At 74.4% G+C, this 14,355-nt stretch carries 14 protein-coding genes; 8 read left to right on the forward strand and 6 right to left on the reverse strand.

The genetic code is table 11. The annotated features are described in order from the left end of the window. Positions 1 to 27 precede the first annotated feature (27 nt). The 3 genes from L1857_RS24305 to L1857_RS24315 form a co-directional block, all read right to left on the reverse strand. Positions 28 to 2,514 (reverse strand): helix-turn-helix domain-containing protein, encoded by a 2,487-nt coding sequence (locus tag L1857_RS24305; protein ID WP_249466388.1) that lies wholly within the window; start codon positions 2,512 to 2,514, stop codon positions 28 to 30. Between the two features lie 372 nt (positions 2,515 to 2,886). Beyond that, positions 2,887 to 3,726 (reverse strand): SAM-dependent methyltransferase, encoded by an 840-nt coding sequence (locus tag L1857_RS24310; RefSeq protein ID WP_116111975.1) that lies wholly within the window; start codon positions 3,724 to 3,726, stop codon positions 2,887 to 2,889. Positions 3,727 to 3,796: 70 nt separating this feature from the next. Next, positions 3,797 to 4,177, reverse strand: coding sequence for an STAS domain-containing protein (locus L1857_RS24315; protein ID WP_116111977.1), 381 nt, complete (start codon positions 4,175 to 4,177; stop codon positions 3,797 to 3,799). Between the two features lie 185 nt (positions 4,178 to 4,362). Here L1857_RS24315 and L1857_RS24320 point away from each other — a divergent pair, with 185 nt between their 5' ends. After that, positions 4,363 to 5,508, forward strand: a complete 1,146-nt coding sequence (locus L1857_RS24320) for a M20 family metallopeptidase (RefSeq protein WP_249466391.1) — start codon at positions 4,363 to 4,365, stop codon at positions 5,506 to 5,508. A gap of 18 nt (positions 5,509 to 5,526) precedes the next feature. Here the strand turns inward: L1857_RS24320 and L1857_RS24325 are convergent, their stop codons facing one another. Continuing rightward, positions 5,527 to 6,105 carry a hypothetical protein gene (locus L1857_RS24325; RefSeq protein WP_346731880.1) on the reverse strand — a complete coding sequence of 193 codons (579 nt, stop codon included), beginning with the start codon at positions 6,103 to 6,105 and terminating at the stop codon, positions 5,527 to 5,529. A 37-nt stretch (positions 6,106 to 6,142) separates the two neighbouring features. Between L1857_RS24325 and L1857_RS24330 the strand changes: the two genes are divergently transcribed. After that, the gene (locus tag L1857_RS24330; RefSeq protein WP_240323306.1) at positions 6,143 to 6,307 is read left to right on the forward strand and encodes a DUF4291 family protein; all 165 of its coding nucleotides are present in this window, start codon (positions 6,143 to 6,145) and stop codon (positions 6,305 to 6,307) included. 161 nt (positions 6,308 to 6,468) lie between these two features. Here the strand turns inward: L1857_RS24330 and L1857_RS24335 are convergent, their stop codons facing one another. Further along, positions 6,469 to 7,971, reverse strand: coding sequence for an FAD-dependent monooxygenase (locus L1857_RS24335; protein WP_116111981.1), 1,503 nt, complete (start codon positions 7,969 to 7,971; stop codon positions 6,469 to 6,471). A gap of 72 nt (positions 7,972 to 8,043) precedes the next feature. On the opposite strand from L1857_RS24335, the gene L1857_RS24340 reads away from it, so the two are divergent. Beyond that, the gene (locus L1857_RS24340) at positions 8,044 to 8,754 is read left to right on the forward strand and encodes a TetR/AcrR family transcriptional regulator (RefSeq protein ID WP_116111983.1); all 711 of its coding nucleotides are present in this window, start codon (positions 8,044 to 8,046) and stop codon (positions 8,752 to 8,754) included. A 30-nt stretch (positions 8,755 to 8,784) separates the two neighbouring features. Here the strand turns inward: L1857_RS24340 and L1857_RS24345 are convergent, their stop codons facing one another. Next, the gene (locus L1857_RS24345; protein ID WP_116111986.1) at positions 8,785 to 9,162 is read right to left on the reverse strand and encodes an STAS domain-containing protein; all 378 of its coding nucleotides are present in this window, start codon (positions 9,160 to 9,162) and stop codon (positions 8,785 to 8,787) included. Positions 9,163 to 9,332: 170 nt separating this feature from the next. On the opposite strand from L1857_RS24345, the gene L1857_RS24350 reads away from it, so the two are divergent. The 5 genes from L1857_RS24350 to L1857_RS24370 all read left to right on the forward strand — a co-directional run bounded on the left by L1857_RS24350 (position 9,333) and on the right by L1857_RS24370 (position 14,294). After that, positions 9,333 to 10,172, forward strand: coding sequence for an MEDS domain-containing protein (locus L1857_RS24350; RefSeq protein ID WP_240323307.1), 840 nt, complete (start codon positions 9,333 to 9,335; stop codon positions 10,170 to 10,172). Next, positions 10,169 to 11,104, forward strand: a complete 936-nt coding sequence (locus L1857_RS24355) for a sensor histidine kinase (protein ID WP_116111990.1) — start codon at positions 10,169 to 10,171, stop codon at positions 11,102 to 11,104. The genes L1857_RS24350 and L1857_RS24355 overlap by 4 nt, the downstream gene beginning before the upstream one ends. A 78-nt stretch (positions 11,105 to 11,182) precedes the next feature. Next, positions 11,183 to 11,947, forward strand: a complete 765-nt coding sequence (locus tag L1857_RS24360) for a maleylpyruvate isomerase family mycothiol-dependent enzyme (RefSeq protein WP_116112063.1) — start codon at positions 11,183 to 11,185, stop codon at positions 11,945 to 11,947. Positions 11,948 to 12,033: 86 nt separating this feature from the next. Further along, a complete protein-coding gene (locus L1857_RS24365; RefSeq protein WP_094008481.1) occupies positions 12,034 to 12,909 on the forward strand; it encodes an AAA family ATPase in 876 nt (291 codons plus the stop codon). Then, entirely contained in the window at positions 12,906 to 14,294 is a 1,389-nt protein-coding gene (locus L1857_RS24370; protein ID WP_249466393.1) for a vWA domain-containing protein, read from the forward strand. Before L1857_RS24365 ends, L1857_RS24370 begins: the two co-directional genes overlap by 4 nt. Positions 14,295 to 14,355 lie beyond the last annotated feature (61 nt).

Consider the following 14,355-nt stretch of genomic DNA (forward strand, 5'->3'; position numbering starts at 1 on the left):
AACCACGCGCATCGGTGAAATCGCCAGTCACCGGTAGCGGGCGGCCAGCTCGACGCGGGACCGGATGCCCAGCCGCGCGAAGATGTTGCGCAGGTGGTGGTCGACCGTGCGGTGGCTGATGACCAGCTGGGCCGCGATCTCCCGGTTCGTCGCGCCCTCGGCGACCAGCCGCGCGATCTGCATCTGCTGCGGCGTCAGCCCGCCCGGCTTGGCGCACCCGGGCACCGACTCCCCCGCCGCCCGCAGCTCGGCCGTGGTGCGCTCGGCCCAGCGCGCCGCGTCGTAGCGCTGGAAGATCTTCAGCGCGTCCCGCAGCAGCTCGCGCGCGGCGCGGGCCTTGCGGTTGCGGCGCAGCCGGTGCGCGTAGAACAGCTCGGTCTTGGCCAGCTCCAGCGCGGTCTGGCTGGCGCGGTGCAGCTCGATCGCGGTCTCGAAGTGCTCGTCGGCGTCCGGCTCGCCGAGCAGCGCGCGGCAGCGGTGCGACAGCGCCATCCGCACGTCGCAGCCGGTGCTGCGGGCCCAGTCCTCGTACGGGGCCAGGGCCTTGGCGGCCTTGACGTGCTGCCCGCAGCGTGCCGCGGCCTCGACGAAGTGCGGGGTCGCCATCGCCCGGATGCCCGGGTGCACCCGCCCGGTGCCGGCCGCCATCAGCCGGAACCGGTCCAGCGCGTCCTCCGGCCGGTCCTCGGCGAGGTCGACGCACGCCGACGCCCACGTGCTCAGCGCGCCGGGCCGGCCGAGGCCGCGGGTGGCGACCTCGTGCGCGGCCGCGTCCAGCCTGGCCTGCGCGGTGTCCCGGTCGCCGCGCAGGGACGCCTCCAGGGCGAGGATCGTCAGGTGGTCGACCGCCGAGTTCGGCTGGCCGATGGTGCGGGCCATGCGCAGCCCCTCCAGCGCGCTGGACAGCGCCGCCGAGTGCCGGTCGAGCAGCAGCTCGGACACCGCCACGTACACCAGGGCCCACGGGACGACGGCCGTCGTGCCGCGGCTGCCGGCCGCGGTCACCGCGCCGACGGCCAGTTCGTGGGCGCGGGCGGCGTCGCCGAGCGTGTAGGCGGCCTGGCTCGCCCAGATCTTCGCCACCGGCTCGTCGAGCACCCCGCCGAGCCCGACGACCCGGCGCAGGGGCGCGGCCGCGCGGTCGTGCCGCCCGCGGAAGGCGTCGCTCATGCCGGCGAAGTGGTCCAGGATCAGCCGGGTGCGCGGGGAGTCGTCGGGGCGGCGCAGCTGCTGCGCCCGGTCGGCGATCGCGTAGTACCGCACGTAATCCCCCGCCACGCAGCTCGCCTCGCCGGCGAGCATCAGCGCGGTGAGCGCGTGGTCGCGCTGGGACCCGGCGAGCTGGTTCGCCGCGACGAGCAGCGTCTGGCTGGCGACCGCCGGCATGCCCTCGCGCATTTCCAGGCTGCCCTGCAGCAGGTCGGCGACGCCGCGCAGGGACGTGTCCCGCGCCAGCGGGCGGGCCTGCCGCAGCAGCGCCCGCGCCCGCCGGGGCCGCCCGGCCAGCCAGAACTCCGACGCCGACTCCAGCAGCTCACCGGCCAGCTTCGGATCCGCGCTCCCGGCGAGCGCGGCCCGGTGCCAGGTGCAGCGCAGCCGGTGCCGCCGCGGGTCCAGGACGGACAGCAGCAGGGTGTGCGTGGCGCGCCGGTCGGCCAGCGGCGCATCCTCGCGGACCAGCGCCTGCAGCAGCGGGCTGGTGGCGAGGACGTGGTCGCCGTCCAGCCGCACGAACCCGGCTTCGCGGGCCTCCTCCAGCGCGCGCAAGTCCACTCCGGACCGTTCGGTGGCGCGCACCAGGGTGTCCACGTCGAGCCAGTCGTCGAGCGCGGCCATCAGGGCGATCTCCCGGGCGCCGGGGCCGAGCGCGGCGAGCCGGTCCCGCACCGCGCGGCGCAGTCGGCTCTGCGGCGGGATCCGCGACGCGGCGGCCAGCTCGGTGAGGGCGAGCGGGTTGCCGGAGGCCAGGTCGAGCAGGTCGGGGGCGGGTTCGGCGACGCCGTGGTCGGCGAGCACCTGGGCGCTGGCCTCCGCACCCAGCGGTTCGAGCCACAGCCCGGGCATCCCGTCGAGCGGCGACCCGGCCGCGAACAGCACGAGCACCCCGCTGCCGGACAGCCGCCGGGCCGCGAACGCCAGCGCGTCGCGCGATCCGGGGTCGAGCAGGTCGGCGTCGTCGACCAGGCACAACAGCGGCGCCGCGGCGGCCAGTGCCGCGTGGACGGCGCGGCCGAGCGCGAGCGGGTCCGCGGGGAGATCGGCCGGTTCCGGCAGCAGCTGGAGCAGGCCGCTGTGGCGGAGGTGCCGTTCGGCGGCCACGCCCCGGGCCGAGCGGATGGCGAACCCGTCGGCTTCGGCCCGCGCCGCCGCGAGCAGCGCGGTCCGGCCCGACCCCGGCTCACCGAGCACGACGAGACCGCCGCCGCGGCCGTCCCGGGCGTCGGCGAGCGCGCGGCGCAGGACGGTCAGCTCACGATCGCGACCACGCAGGACCACCTGGTCATCGGAGCCCATGCGGTCATCGTGCCCAGCCGCCCCGGGCGCCGGGAAGAGACGATGGTGGGAAACTCACCGGGCCGCCGGTTCTTGCGCCGGTGACACGCACGCGCGTGACAAATTCCTCCGGCTTGCGACCCACCGGGGCGAAGCGCAACAGCCGCGGGCGGCAACACCCGGGTGCGCCCGGCTCATCGATCCTTCCTCAGCAGGCTCCGGTCGCGAAAGCTGCACGCGACCGCGGCCGGGTCCACTACGGCTCGCGGTGCACCGACCGGTCCCAGTCGACAGCGCCGGCCCCGGGCCACATCCCGGCACGTCCGCGCCCCGCTCGCGCGCCTTCCGCACCGCGCGGACCGCTGGACGGGGACGCGGAAGACTCCGCGTCCCCTACGGCTTGCGACCCACCGCGCCGGCGATGCACCGCGCGGCCAGGCTCAACGGCGCCAGCCGCGGGCCGTCCGGCCACCACTCGTCGCAGACGGACAGGCCCGGCTCGGACAGCGCGTTCGGCTTGATCAGTTCCAGGCCGTCCAGCATCGCGAGGATCTCCGCGCGCGTGCGGAACCGGCCGGCGCCCATCGGGCCGTTGACGAGGATGTTCTCGATCCGCTTCGCCACCTCGGTCAGCTCCGGCACCTCGGGGTCGAAGAAGTGCGAGAACACGACGTAGGAGCCCGAGGGCAGCGCGTCGATGTAGGCGCGCATGATGGCGGCCGCGCCGTCGCCCTCGTAGTGGTGCATCGTGCCGACGTGCAGCAGCACGAGCGGCTCGCTGAAGTCGAGGTGCCGCCGGACCACCTCGTCGCCGAGGACCTCGGACGGCTGGAAGATGTCCGCCTCCGTCATGTGCACGAAGTCGTTCTCCACGAGCAGCGCGCGGCCGTGCGCGAGGACCACCGGGTCGTTGTCGACGTAGACGACCGTCGTCTCCGGGTTGGCGCGCTGCACGATCTGGTGCGTGTTCTCCGCCGTCGGCAGACCGGAACCGCAGTCGAGGTACTGGGTCAGCTCGGTCTGGCCGGCCAGGAAACGGCAGGCGCGGTTGAGGAAGCCGCGGTTGCCGCGGGCGATGTCGACCGCCTCGGGGACCGCCTCGTTGATCTTGCGCATCACCGCGCGGTCGACCTCGTAGTGGTCCTTGCCGCCGAGGAAACCGTCGTAGACGCGGGCGATGCTGGGCCGGGTCGGGTCGACGCCGACGGGCACCTGGCTGGGCGAAGAAGCCATCACAACACCTTCTCGCGAGCGGGTGGGTGAGCACACAGTAGTGGTCCGCGTCCGCTAGGTGGAAGCGCCCTCACGCCGGCGACGTGGACGGGGCCAGCGCCTCGGACACGCTCGCGTACACCGGCAGCACCCGGTCCAGACCGGCGAGCTTCAGCGGCTGCAGCACGGTCCCGCTCGCCGCGACCACCCGCAGCGGCGTGTGGTTGCGGGTGCACCGATCGTCGGAGTTGACCAGCAGCGTCAGCCCGCACCAGCCGAAGAACCCGACCTCCTGCAGGTCGAGCACGACGGGCGCGGGCGGGGACGCGACGGTCACCGCGGTGTTGAGCTCGTCCTGGAGGTGCGCCAGCGAGCTGAAGTCCACCTCACCGGCGACGTGCACGACGACGGCCGCGCCGCGGGTCTCCCGGCGGATGGTGAGCAGACCGTCGGCGGAGGTGCTTCCGGACATGCCGTCGCCCTCCCCTCCGCACGAGGCCCGGTGCGGTTGTCCTACCACGCGACCTGGGGACTGTCCACCGATCTTCGGATCGCGCGGGTGCCGCTGCTGCCGGCGGTGCTCGCCCTCTTGCGGGACGCGGCGACCGGACTCAGGCTGAGGTCGGAAGATCACCTGAGGGAACTGGAGCGGATGCCGTGACCGAGGTCCGGGCGTTGCACGAGTGGGTGCGGGCACACCGCGCGGCGATGGTCGGCGACCTGGGCCGGTACGTCGGCCTGGAGACGCCGAGCACCGACCGGCCGCTGCTGGAGGGCGGCCTGTCCTGGCTGGACGGGTGGCTGCGGGCGCGGCTGGGCGAGCCGGCGTCGGTGCGGGTGACCGGGGGCGGCCAGTTCGGCGACGTCCGGGTGTACGACTACGCCGGGTCCGGTGTGGAGCCGGTGCTGGTGCTGTGCCACTACGACACGGTGTGGCCGCCGGGGACGCTGGCCGGGTGGCCGTTCACTGTGGACGGTGACCGGGCGACCGGTCCGGGGGTGTTCGACATGAAGGCCGGGCTGGTGCAGGTGGTGTGGGCGCTGCGGGCACTGGAGGCGGCGGGGTTGCCGCGGCCGCCGGTGCGGCTGGTGCTCAACGGCGACGAGGAGATCGGCAGCCCGGTGTCACGGCCGGTGATCGAGGCGGCGGCGGCCGGGGCGCAGGCGGCGCTGGTGTTCGAGGCGGCGGCCGACGGCGCGCTGAAGACGGCACGCAAGGGCGTGGGCATATATCGGATATCCGCCACGGGCGTGGAGGCGCACGCCGGGCTCGACCCGGGCAAGGGCGCGAGCGCGGTGGACGAGATCGCCCGGGTGGTGCTGGCGTTGCACGGTCTGACCGGCCTGGCGGCCGGGACGACGGTGAACGTCGGTGTGATCGGGGGCGGTTCGCGCGGGAACGTGATCGCGGGCGCGGCCTGGGGCGAGGTCGACGTGCGGGTGTCGAGCGCGGCGGAGGCGGCGCGGATCGAGGCCGCGCTGGCGGGGCTGACGGCGGCGGACCCACGCGCGACGGTGACCGTGGAGGGTGGCTGGAACCGGCCGGTGATGGAGCGGTCGGCCGGGATCGCGGCGTTGTTCGCGCGGGCGCGGGACCTGGCCGCGGAGATGGGGGTGACGCTGCGGGAGTGCGCGGTGGGCGGCGCCAGCGACGGCAATTTCGTGGCCGCCCTGGGCGTCCCGGTGCTCGACGGTTTCGGCGCCATCGGCGACGGGGCCCACGCGCGCCACGAGCACATCAGCGTGACCGGCATGCTGGAGCGAAGCGCCCTCGCCGCGGCGGTGCTCACGTCCCTGGCCTGAACCGCTCCGGCGGTTCGGTCACCGGGGCTCGCCGCCGTCCAGGAATGCCCGGCCTCGCGGGGAGAGGCGGTAGCCCACCTCCAGGCTCTCCGTCAGCCCCAGCTCCTTGAGGCGCCGGACGCGGCGCTTGAACACGTCCCGCGCCAGGCCGACCCGCGCTGCCAGGTCGACCGCCCGTACGGCCTCGTTCGCGGCGATCAGCCTCAGGAACGCGCCCGTCCACGGTACGTCCGCCACCCGGTCCATCCGCCACAGCGCGGCGCCGATCGCGGCCCGGTCGTCGTCGGTCAGATCGGCCGCCGCGCGGAGGGCCACGCGCGGGTCCGGGCCCGCCACGCGCAGCCCGATCCGGAACAGCCGCCCCGAGCCGCGGTCGGGCAGCTCCGCCGCGGACGGGTAGCCGGCGGCCCGGGCGTCCTCGTCGGTCACCGTGGTGACCTCGTCCACCGAGGTCACCTCGACCACCCCGGCCGCGGTGCGCATCCGCGAGCCGGGCCGCACGCGGGGCGCGTCCCACCTGCGGAAGGCCACCGTGACGCGGCCCTCCGCGAGTCCCTCGATCGCCGCGCGGTCGAAGAGCATGCCCCAGTCTCGCACGCAAGACCGCTTGCGCCGATGCCCGAAGATCACCCACATGAGCAACGAAATCCGCGCCCGGTACGACGACGACACGATCGTCGTGTACCAGGCCTACTCGCCGGAGATCGCCGATGGGCAGGTGCGGGTTCCTGTCCGGATGCCACTGCATTCGCACCGGGCTGGTGGCCGGTTGCGCCATCCAGATCGGTGTGGCGGGTGAGGCCGCGAGCCGCTACGTCGACGACAACCGAACGCCCTTACCCGGTGGACGCAGTACTCGCCTCCCGCATCGGCGTCGGCTAGCGGCCGCATCGGCATCGGTCTCTCTCAGGACCACCGTGCGCCCCCGGCGACGCGATCGCCGCCCGCCGAACCGGCCGGTCAGCGGGCCAGCACCCGCGCCACCGCCGACTCCAGCACCGCGTCCGCCTCCGGCACGGGCATCGGTGTGCGCCAGGCGACGAAACCGTCCGGGCGGACCAGCAGCGCCCCGCCGCCCGCGATGCCGACAGCCGAAAGCCACGCCGGGTCCGGCACCACCGCGGCACCCAGCGAAACTCCCAGGCGCGCGGCGGCCTTGTCCGTCGCCTCCGCCCAGTCCGGGGTGCCCGCGAACACCGTGAACCGGGAGCGCACCAGGTCCACACTGGACACCCCGGGCGACACCCACCGGTGCGGCAGGCGTGATCCCGGCGCGCCGTCCAGCGCCGCCGCCACATCCTCTGTGGACGGTGGCTCGGGCACCGCGTCGATCACCGCGGCCGAGTCGTAGCGGTAGCCCATCGTCACCATCGGCGCGTTCCACGCCCCTGCCGCCGCCCGCTCCGCCGCCGCGGCCGGATCCCAGTGCAGCCGCGGGTTCTCCCACCGCAGCACCGCCTGCCGGGTCACCAGCTCCGCCACCGCGTGCCGCTCGTCGTCGTAGGTGTCCAGCAGCCGGTCGCCGGCCTGTCCGGACAGCACCATCGCCAGTTTCCACGCCAGGTTGTGCGCGTCGGCCACGCCCGTGTTCAGCCCGAACGCCCCCAGCGGCGAGACGGCCCGCGCCGCGTCCCCCACCAGGAACGCCCGCCCGGCGCGGAACGCCTCCGCCATCCGCAGCGTCGGCCGCCACCACTTCGCCGCGATCACCGTCACCGGCACCTCCGCGCCCAGCGCGGTGCGGATCAGCTCCTCCGGCGTCCCGGGCGCGCCCGAGTGCAGCACCCACCGCCGCTCGCCGACGCTGAGCAGCATCCCCCGCACGTCCGGGTGCCGGATCTCCACCATCGTCGGCATCGTGCCGAAGAACCCGGTCAAATCGGCCTCGAACAGGATGTTCAGCACCGGCTCCCCCACCTCGCCGGGCCCCGTCGTGCCGATGCCCAGCGCCGGGCGCACGGCCGTGTTCACCCCGTCCGCGCCCACCAGGTACCGCGTCCGCAGGATCCGCCCGTCCGACAGCGTCACCGACACCCCGTCCGCGTCCTGCTCGACCCCGGTGACGGCCACACCGAACTCCACCGTCGCACCCCGCTCCCGCGCGGCGGGCAGCAGCGCGGCATCGAGCCGGTCCTGCGGGTAGTGCCCGCGGGGCGTCTCCGGCGAGACCTCCGACAGCGCCGGCAACGGGTGCCGCGGCGCGTCCGCCGGGTCGATCTCCGCCACCGTGCGCGCGTCCGCCTTCCACATCGCGGTCGACCGGACCGCGACGGCCTCGAGCGCCGGCCCCAGCCCGGCCTCGCGGAAGAACTCCAGCGTGCGCGGGCTGAGGCCGAGTGCCCGCGGGTGCTCCGACAGCCCCGCCCGCCGCTCCACCACGTGCGCACGCACCCCGTGGTGCCCCAGGAACACCGCGGCAGCCAGCCCGACCGAGCCGCCACCGGCGATCACCACATCCGACACGAGCCTTCTCCTCTCTTCCGGGAACAGCGTTCCCGATATGGGCACACTGTACCCGAGAAGTACGCTGTGCCCATGCCGCGCGCGAAGAACCCGCCGACGATGGTCTGGATGCGCGACCGGACCGCGAAGACGCGCCCGGTCGTCACCGAGGAGAAGATCGTCCGGACGGCCATCGCGATCGCCGACGCCGAAGGGCTGGACGCGCTGTCCATGCGGCGCCTCGCCGCGGAAATGGACTCCGGCACCACCTCGCTCTACCGGCACGTGGCGAGCAAGGACGAGCTGTTCGAGCTGATGGTCGACACGATCATCGGCGAGCAACCGCTCCCGGAACCCACCGACGACTGGCGCGCGGAGCTGGCCCAGCTCGCCCGCCGCCAGCGCGCCCTGCTGCTGCTGCACCCCTGGCTCGCCCAGCAGATCACCCGCCACCCGGCGCTCGGGCCGCACGTGATCGCGCACGCCGACCACCAGCTCGGCATCGTCTCCCGCGTGACCGGCGACCCGACGCTCGCGACGATGGTGGTGGACACGATCAACACCCACGTGCTGGGCGCGGTGTCCGCCGAGCTGGCCGAACTGGAGGCCCAGCGCCGCACCGGCATGACCGAGAACGAGTGGCGCGACTGGGTGGGCGCCTACGTCCGGCAGGTCATCGAGTCCGGCCGGTACCCGCACTTCACCCGGCGGGTGCTGGAGGCCGACGACACCGACCCCGCCACCCGCTTCGAGTTCGGGCTGGAATGCCTGCTCACCGGCATCGAGGCCGCCCTGCGCCGGTGAACGCTGCGCCGGTGAACGCGGGCGGCCGAGTCAGGCCGCGGCGAGCGCCTCCTCGACGCTGTCGTACACGTCGAGCACCTTGTCCAGCGCGGTGAGCGCGAAGATCCGGCCCAGCGAGCCCGGTGCGACGATCCGCAGCTCGACACCCGCGGTGAGCGCGGAGGCGATGGCCGCCAGCCCGGACGAACCGAGGAAGGCGACCCCGCTCAGGTCGACGACGACCACTCGCGGGCGGCGCGCGACGAGCCGCCGGAAGGCCGTCTCCAGCCGGTCCGCGGTGGCCAGGTCGAGTTCGCCCTCGACCGTCAGCACGGCGACGTCGCCGCCCGGCCACCGGGCCGAAACCCGCAGCGGTGTGGGCGTGGTGAGTCCGGCCGGTTCCTCCGGAACGCGCGGAACCCGAGACATGACGCGCTCGCCTACCCTTCGGCGACAGCCCTGCCCTTCGGCAACGCATGGTGCGGCTGCGCTCTGAACCGCGTCCAACCCAGCGTAGTCGACCCGCCGACGCCCGCACCACCGAACCCGGAGGCGACGACTTCTGTCCCGGGCGGCGCGGCGGAGTACTCTCCGGACCGATGAGACGGTCCGGAATCGTGGTGGACGCGCGCGGCCTCGGCTGCCACGACCACCTGTGCTGGGGCTACGAGGACCCGGCCGAGTTCCGGTCCCGGGTGCGCGAGTTCCTGGCCGAGGGCCTGGCCCTGGGGTACCGGGTCGGCTACGCCGGGACCGGGCCGGTGTCGCGCCTGGCCGAGGACCTCGACGGCATCGTCGACGGCGACGAGGCGCGGCGCCGCGGTGATCTGCGGGTGGTGTCGCTCGACGACCTCGGCGAGCTCGGCGACCCGCACGTGCGGCTGCGGCTCTACGCCCAGGCCACCGAGGCGGCGGTGGCCGACGGCTACCGCGGCCTGCGGGTGGCGGCCGATGTCACCGGGCTCCTGCGGCCACCCACCCGGCTGAATTCGCTGGCGCGGTTCGAGCACCTCACCGACGGATACTCCGCGCTGCACCCGTTCTCCGCGTTGTGCGGCTACGACCGCAGACAGCTGGACCGCCACACCCTGGCGCTGCTGTCCGCCCTGCACCCCAGCGCCAACGAGAACCGCGCGGGGTTCCGGCTGCACGCCTCGGCGCGCGGCGGCTGCTGCGCGAGCCTGGGCGGCGAACTCGACCTCGCGTCGGCCGAGGTGTTCCCCCGCGCGCTGCGGCACGCCGACCCCCGTCCCGTCCGCGGGCGGCTCGTGCTCGACGCCACGACCCTGGACTTCATCGACCACCGCAACCTGCTGACGCTGGCCGAACACGGCAGGCGGCACGCGGCCGAGGTCGTCCTGCGCGCCCCCCGCCCCGGGCCGGCGACCGTCGTGGCGGTCCTCGATCTCGCGGACCTCCGCGTGGAGGCGCCACGATGACCACCGGTTTCGTGCACGAGGCCCTCTTCTACGACTCCCCGGACGAGTACGTGGCCGGGCTGGTGCCGTTCCTGACCGAGGGCTTGGCGGCCGGACATCCGGTGGCGGCCGCCGTGCCGGAACCGAACCTGTCGCTGCTGCGCGACGCGCTCGGCGAGGACGCGAGCCGCGTGCACCTGCTCGACATGGGTGTGGCGGGCCGCAACCCGGGCCGGATCATCCCGCACGTGCTGCGGGACTTCGCCGACCGCCACCCCGACGCCGCCCGCGTGCGCATCATCGGCGAGCCCATCTGGGCGTGGCGCTCCGCGGTCGAGTACCCGGCGTGCGCCCAGCACGAGGCGTTGATCAACCCGGCGTTCGAGGGCCGGGACGTCACGATCGTGTGCCCGTACGACACGAACGCGCTCGACCCGGTCGCGATCGCGGACGCGCGCGTGACCCATCCGCTGGTGACCGAACGTGGCGTGCAGCGCGACAGCGACACCTACGCGTGGGAAGACCTCGTCGCCCGGTACAACGATGAGCTGAAACCGGCCGCGGACGCGGTGACGTTCCGCGTCGAGGTGCCGGACGAGCTGTCCACCGCGCGACGGACCTTCGCGGCGCACGCGCGGGAGCAGGGGCTGGACGAGGACCGCACCGAGGACCTCAAGCTGATCCTCACCGAACTGGCGACCAACAGCCTGCTGCACGCGGGCACTCCGTGCGAGCTGAGCCTGTGGCGCGAGGGCGGCGAACTGGTCTGCTCGGCCACCGACGGCGGGCGGCTGGCCGACCTGCTCGCCGGGCGGCGTCCGCCCCGGCGCGGCCAGCTGTCCGGGCGGGGCCTGCTGCTCGTCAACGACCTGGCCGATCTGGTCCGCACCCACCGCGCGCCGGACGGCACCACGATCCAGGTGCGGCTGCGGCTGGGCGAAAAGCCCTTGTGACAGAAGCAGGCCGGATGTCCACTTCGGAGCCGGTCCGGCTGCCGTGACGATCATCGAGCCGGTATGTTCGGCCGGGTCATGACGAAACCCGATCAACCGTTCCTCCTCGACACGCTGCGCGCCGAGATCCACGGGATCGGGGTCCTCGCCGCGCCGGCCGATCCGGACCTGCCCGTGCCCGCGTGTCCCGGGTGGACGGCCGGCACGCTGATCCGCCACCTGGGCGGCGTCGCGCACCGCGTCACCGATTGGGTGGACAGCCAGATCCTGCCGCTGGAGTGGGAACGCGAACCGCCGGCCGGGCAGGACGCGCTCGGCTGGTTCCGCGCCGCGGCCGACGGGCTGTTCCGCAGCCTCGCCAGCCGGCCGCCGAGCTTCCCGTGCCAGACCTGGTTCCCCGCCGACCGCACCTACGGGTTCTGGCGCCGCCGGATGGCGCACGAGTTCACCGTGCACCGGGTCGACCTGGAGCAGGCGCTCGGCCTGCCGCCGGTGGTCGATCCGGAGCTGGCCGCCGACGGGGTGGACGAGGTGCTGACCGTGTGGCTGGCGGAGGGCAACCGGCCCGCCCCCGAGGAGACGGTGTCCGTGGCCGCCGCGGGCGAGGTGTTCGAGGTGCGGTGCGCCGGTCGCGTGTGGACGGTGCGGATGCCGTCCGGGACCGGTGTTCCGGACGTGCGGCCGGACGCCGCGGACACCGCCGACGGGCGGGTGACCGGGGCGCCGGAGGACGTGTACCTGTGGCTGTGGGGGCGCGGGCCCGCCGATCCGCTCTCGGTGACCGGGGAGGTGGCCGGGTTGCGCGCGGCGCTGGCGGCCGTCACCCGGTACGCCGGCGAGTAGCGTGGTGAGATTGGGCACGACTCCCGCACCACCGCCCGCCGAGGGCCCAGAATGGGCAGGTTGCGCACCAACCTAGGGAGGGGCCGATGCAGGAGCCGTTGTTCGGCTCGGTTGACGAGGTCGTCGAGCGCCTGGCCGGGGCGGGCTACCTGGCCTCCACCGCCGTGGCCACCACCGTCTTCCTCGCCGACCGCCTCGGCAAGCCGCTGCTGGTCGAGGGCCCGGCCGGGGTGGGCAAGACCGAGCTGGCCCGCGCACTGGCGCAGGCCACGGGCAGCGAGCTGGTGCGGCTGCAGTGCTACGAGGGCATCGACGAGGCCCGCGCGCTGTACGAGTGGAACCACGCCAAGCAGCTGCTGCGCATCACCGCCGGCCGCGACGAGGGCTGGGAACAGGCCCGCGACGAGGTGTTCAGCGAGGAGTTCCTGCTCCCCCGCCCGCTGCTCAAGGCGATCCGCAACCCGGACCCGACGGTGCTGCTGATCGACGAGACGGACAAGGCCGACGTGGAGATGGAGGGCCTGCTGCTGGAGGTCCTCGGCGACTTCCAGGTGACCGTGCCGGAGCTGGGCACGATCACCGCGCGGCGCCGCCCGTTCGTGCTGCTCACCTCGAACGCGACGCGTGAGCTGTCGGAGGCGCTCAAGCGGCGCTGCCTGTTCCTGCACCTGGACTTCCCGTCGCCGGAGCTGGAACGCGACATCGTCACCCTCAAGGTCCCGGGCCTGGACGCGCGCCTGGCCGACTCGGTGGTGCGCGTGGTCGCCGCGCTGCGCACGATGGAGCTGCGCAAGGCGCCCTCGATCGCCGAGACCGTGGACTGGGCCCGCACGCTGCTCGCGCTGGGCGCCGACACGCTCGACGAGCAGGTGGTCGAGACCAGCCTCGGCGTCATCCTCAAGTACCAGAGCGACCACCGGAAGGCCGCGGCCGAGCTGCGGCTCGACTCGCTGCTGTCATGACCTCCCCGGCGCTGCCGCGACGGCTGGTCGAGTTCGTCGGCTCGCTGCGCGAGCACGGCATCCCGGTCGGCCCCGGCGAGACGGTCGACGCGGCCGCGGCCGTGGACGTGCTCGGGCTGACCGACCGCGAGCAGCTGCGGGCCGCGCTGGCCGCGACCGTGCTGCGCCGCTCCGGCCAGCGGGCCACCTTCGACGCGCTGTTCGACCTGTACTTCCCGGTCGCGGTCGGCGCCGCCGAGACGGCCGGGGACGCGCCACCGGACGCCGCCGACCTGCGGGAGGCCCTGGTCGCCGCGCTCGCCGAGGGCGACGAGGACCGCCTGCGGGCGCTGGCCGCGGCCGCGGTCGAGGCGTTCGGCCGCTACGGCTCGTTCGGCGAGGGCGGTTCCGGGGGCGGCGGGGCGACCGGGATGCGCGGGTGGTCGGCCTACCAGGCGCTGGACCGGGTCCGGCCGGACGCGCTGCTCAACCGGGTGCTCGCCGCGATCCGCACCGACGGCAGCGCGTTCGGCGACGCCGTGGCCCGCAGTGAGGCGCAGTCCCGCATCGCCACCTACCGGGAAGCCGTGCAGGCCGAAGCCCGCCGCCGCACCGCCGAGCTGCGCGGACGCGACCGGATCGCCCAGTACGCGGTGCCGCCGCAGACCGACCTGGTCAGCTTCACCAACGCCACCCGCGCCCAGCTGGCCGAGCTGCGCCGCACGATCCAGCCGCTGTCCCGCAAGCTCGCCACCCGGCTGGCGACCCGCCGTCGGCGCGCCCGGCGCGGGCAGATCGACCTGCGGCGCACGCTGCGCCGGTCGCTGGCCACCGGCGGGGTGCCGATGCGCCCGGCGATGCGCGACCGCCCTCCCGGACGGCCCGAACTGGTGCTGCTGTGCGACATGTCCGGCTCGGTGGCCGGGTTCGCGCAGTTCACGCTGCTGCTGGTGCAGGCGCTGTCCGACCAGTTCAGCAAGATCCGCACGTTCGCGTTCGTCGAGCTGACCGACGAGATCACCGGCCTGGTCACCGCGGGCGCGGCCGATCCGGAGGGGCTCGCGCGGCGCATCCTGACGCAGGCGAAGCTCACCCGCTGGGGCATGAGCAGCGACTACGGCGGGTCGCTGGCGAGCTTCGCCGACGGGTGGCCGGACGCGGTCGGCCCGCGCACGTCGGTGCTCATCCTCGGCGACGGCCGCACCAACGGCGGCGACCCCAACCTGGACGCGGTGCGCCGGATCGCCGACCGCGCCAAGCACGTCCACTGGCTCAACCCGGAAGCGCGATCCGCCTGGGGCACGGGCGATTCCGCCGCGCTGCAGTACGCCCGCGTGGTGCCGATGCACGAGTGCCGCAACCTGCGTCAGCTCACCCAGCTGGTGACCGAACTGCTGCCCGGGTGAGGGTAACGAAGACGTCTCGCGGGGAGTGATTTTCCCGCTGCGGCGTGTAAGTGGTCGAGAC

This window comes from Amycolatopsis thermalba (genome assembly GCF_023376025.1).
Lineage (GTDB): Bacteria > Actinomycetota > Actinomycetes > Mycobacteriales > Pseudonocardiaceae > Amycolatopsis_E > Amycolatopsis_E thermalba.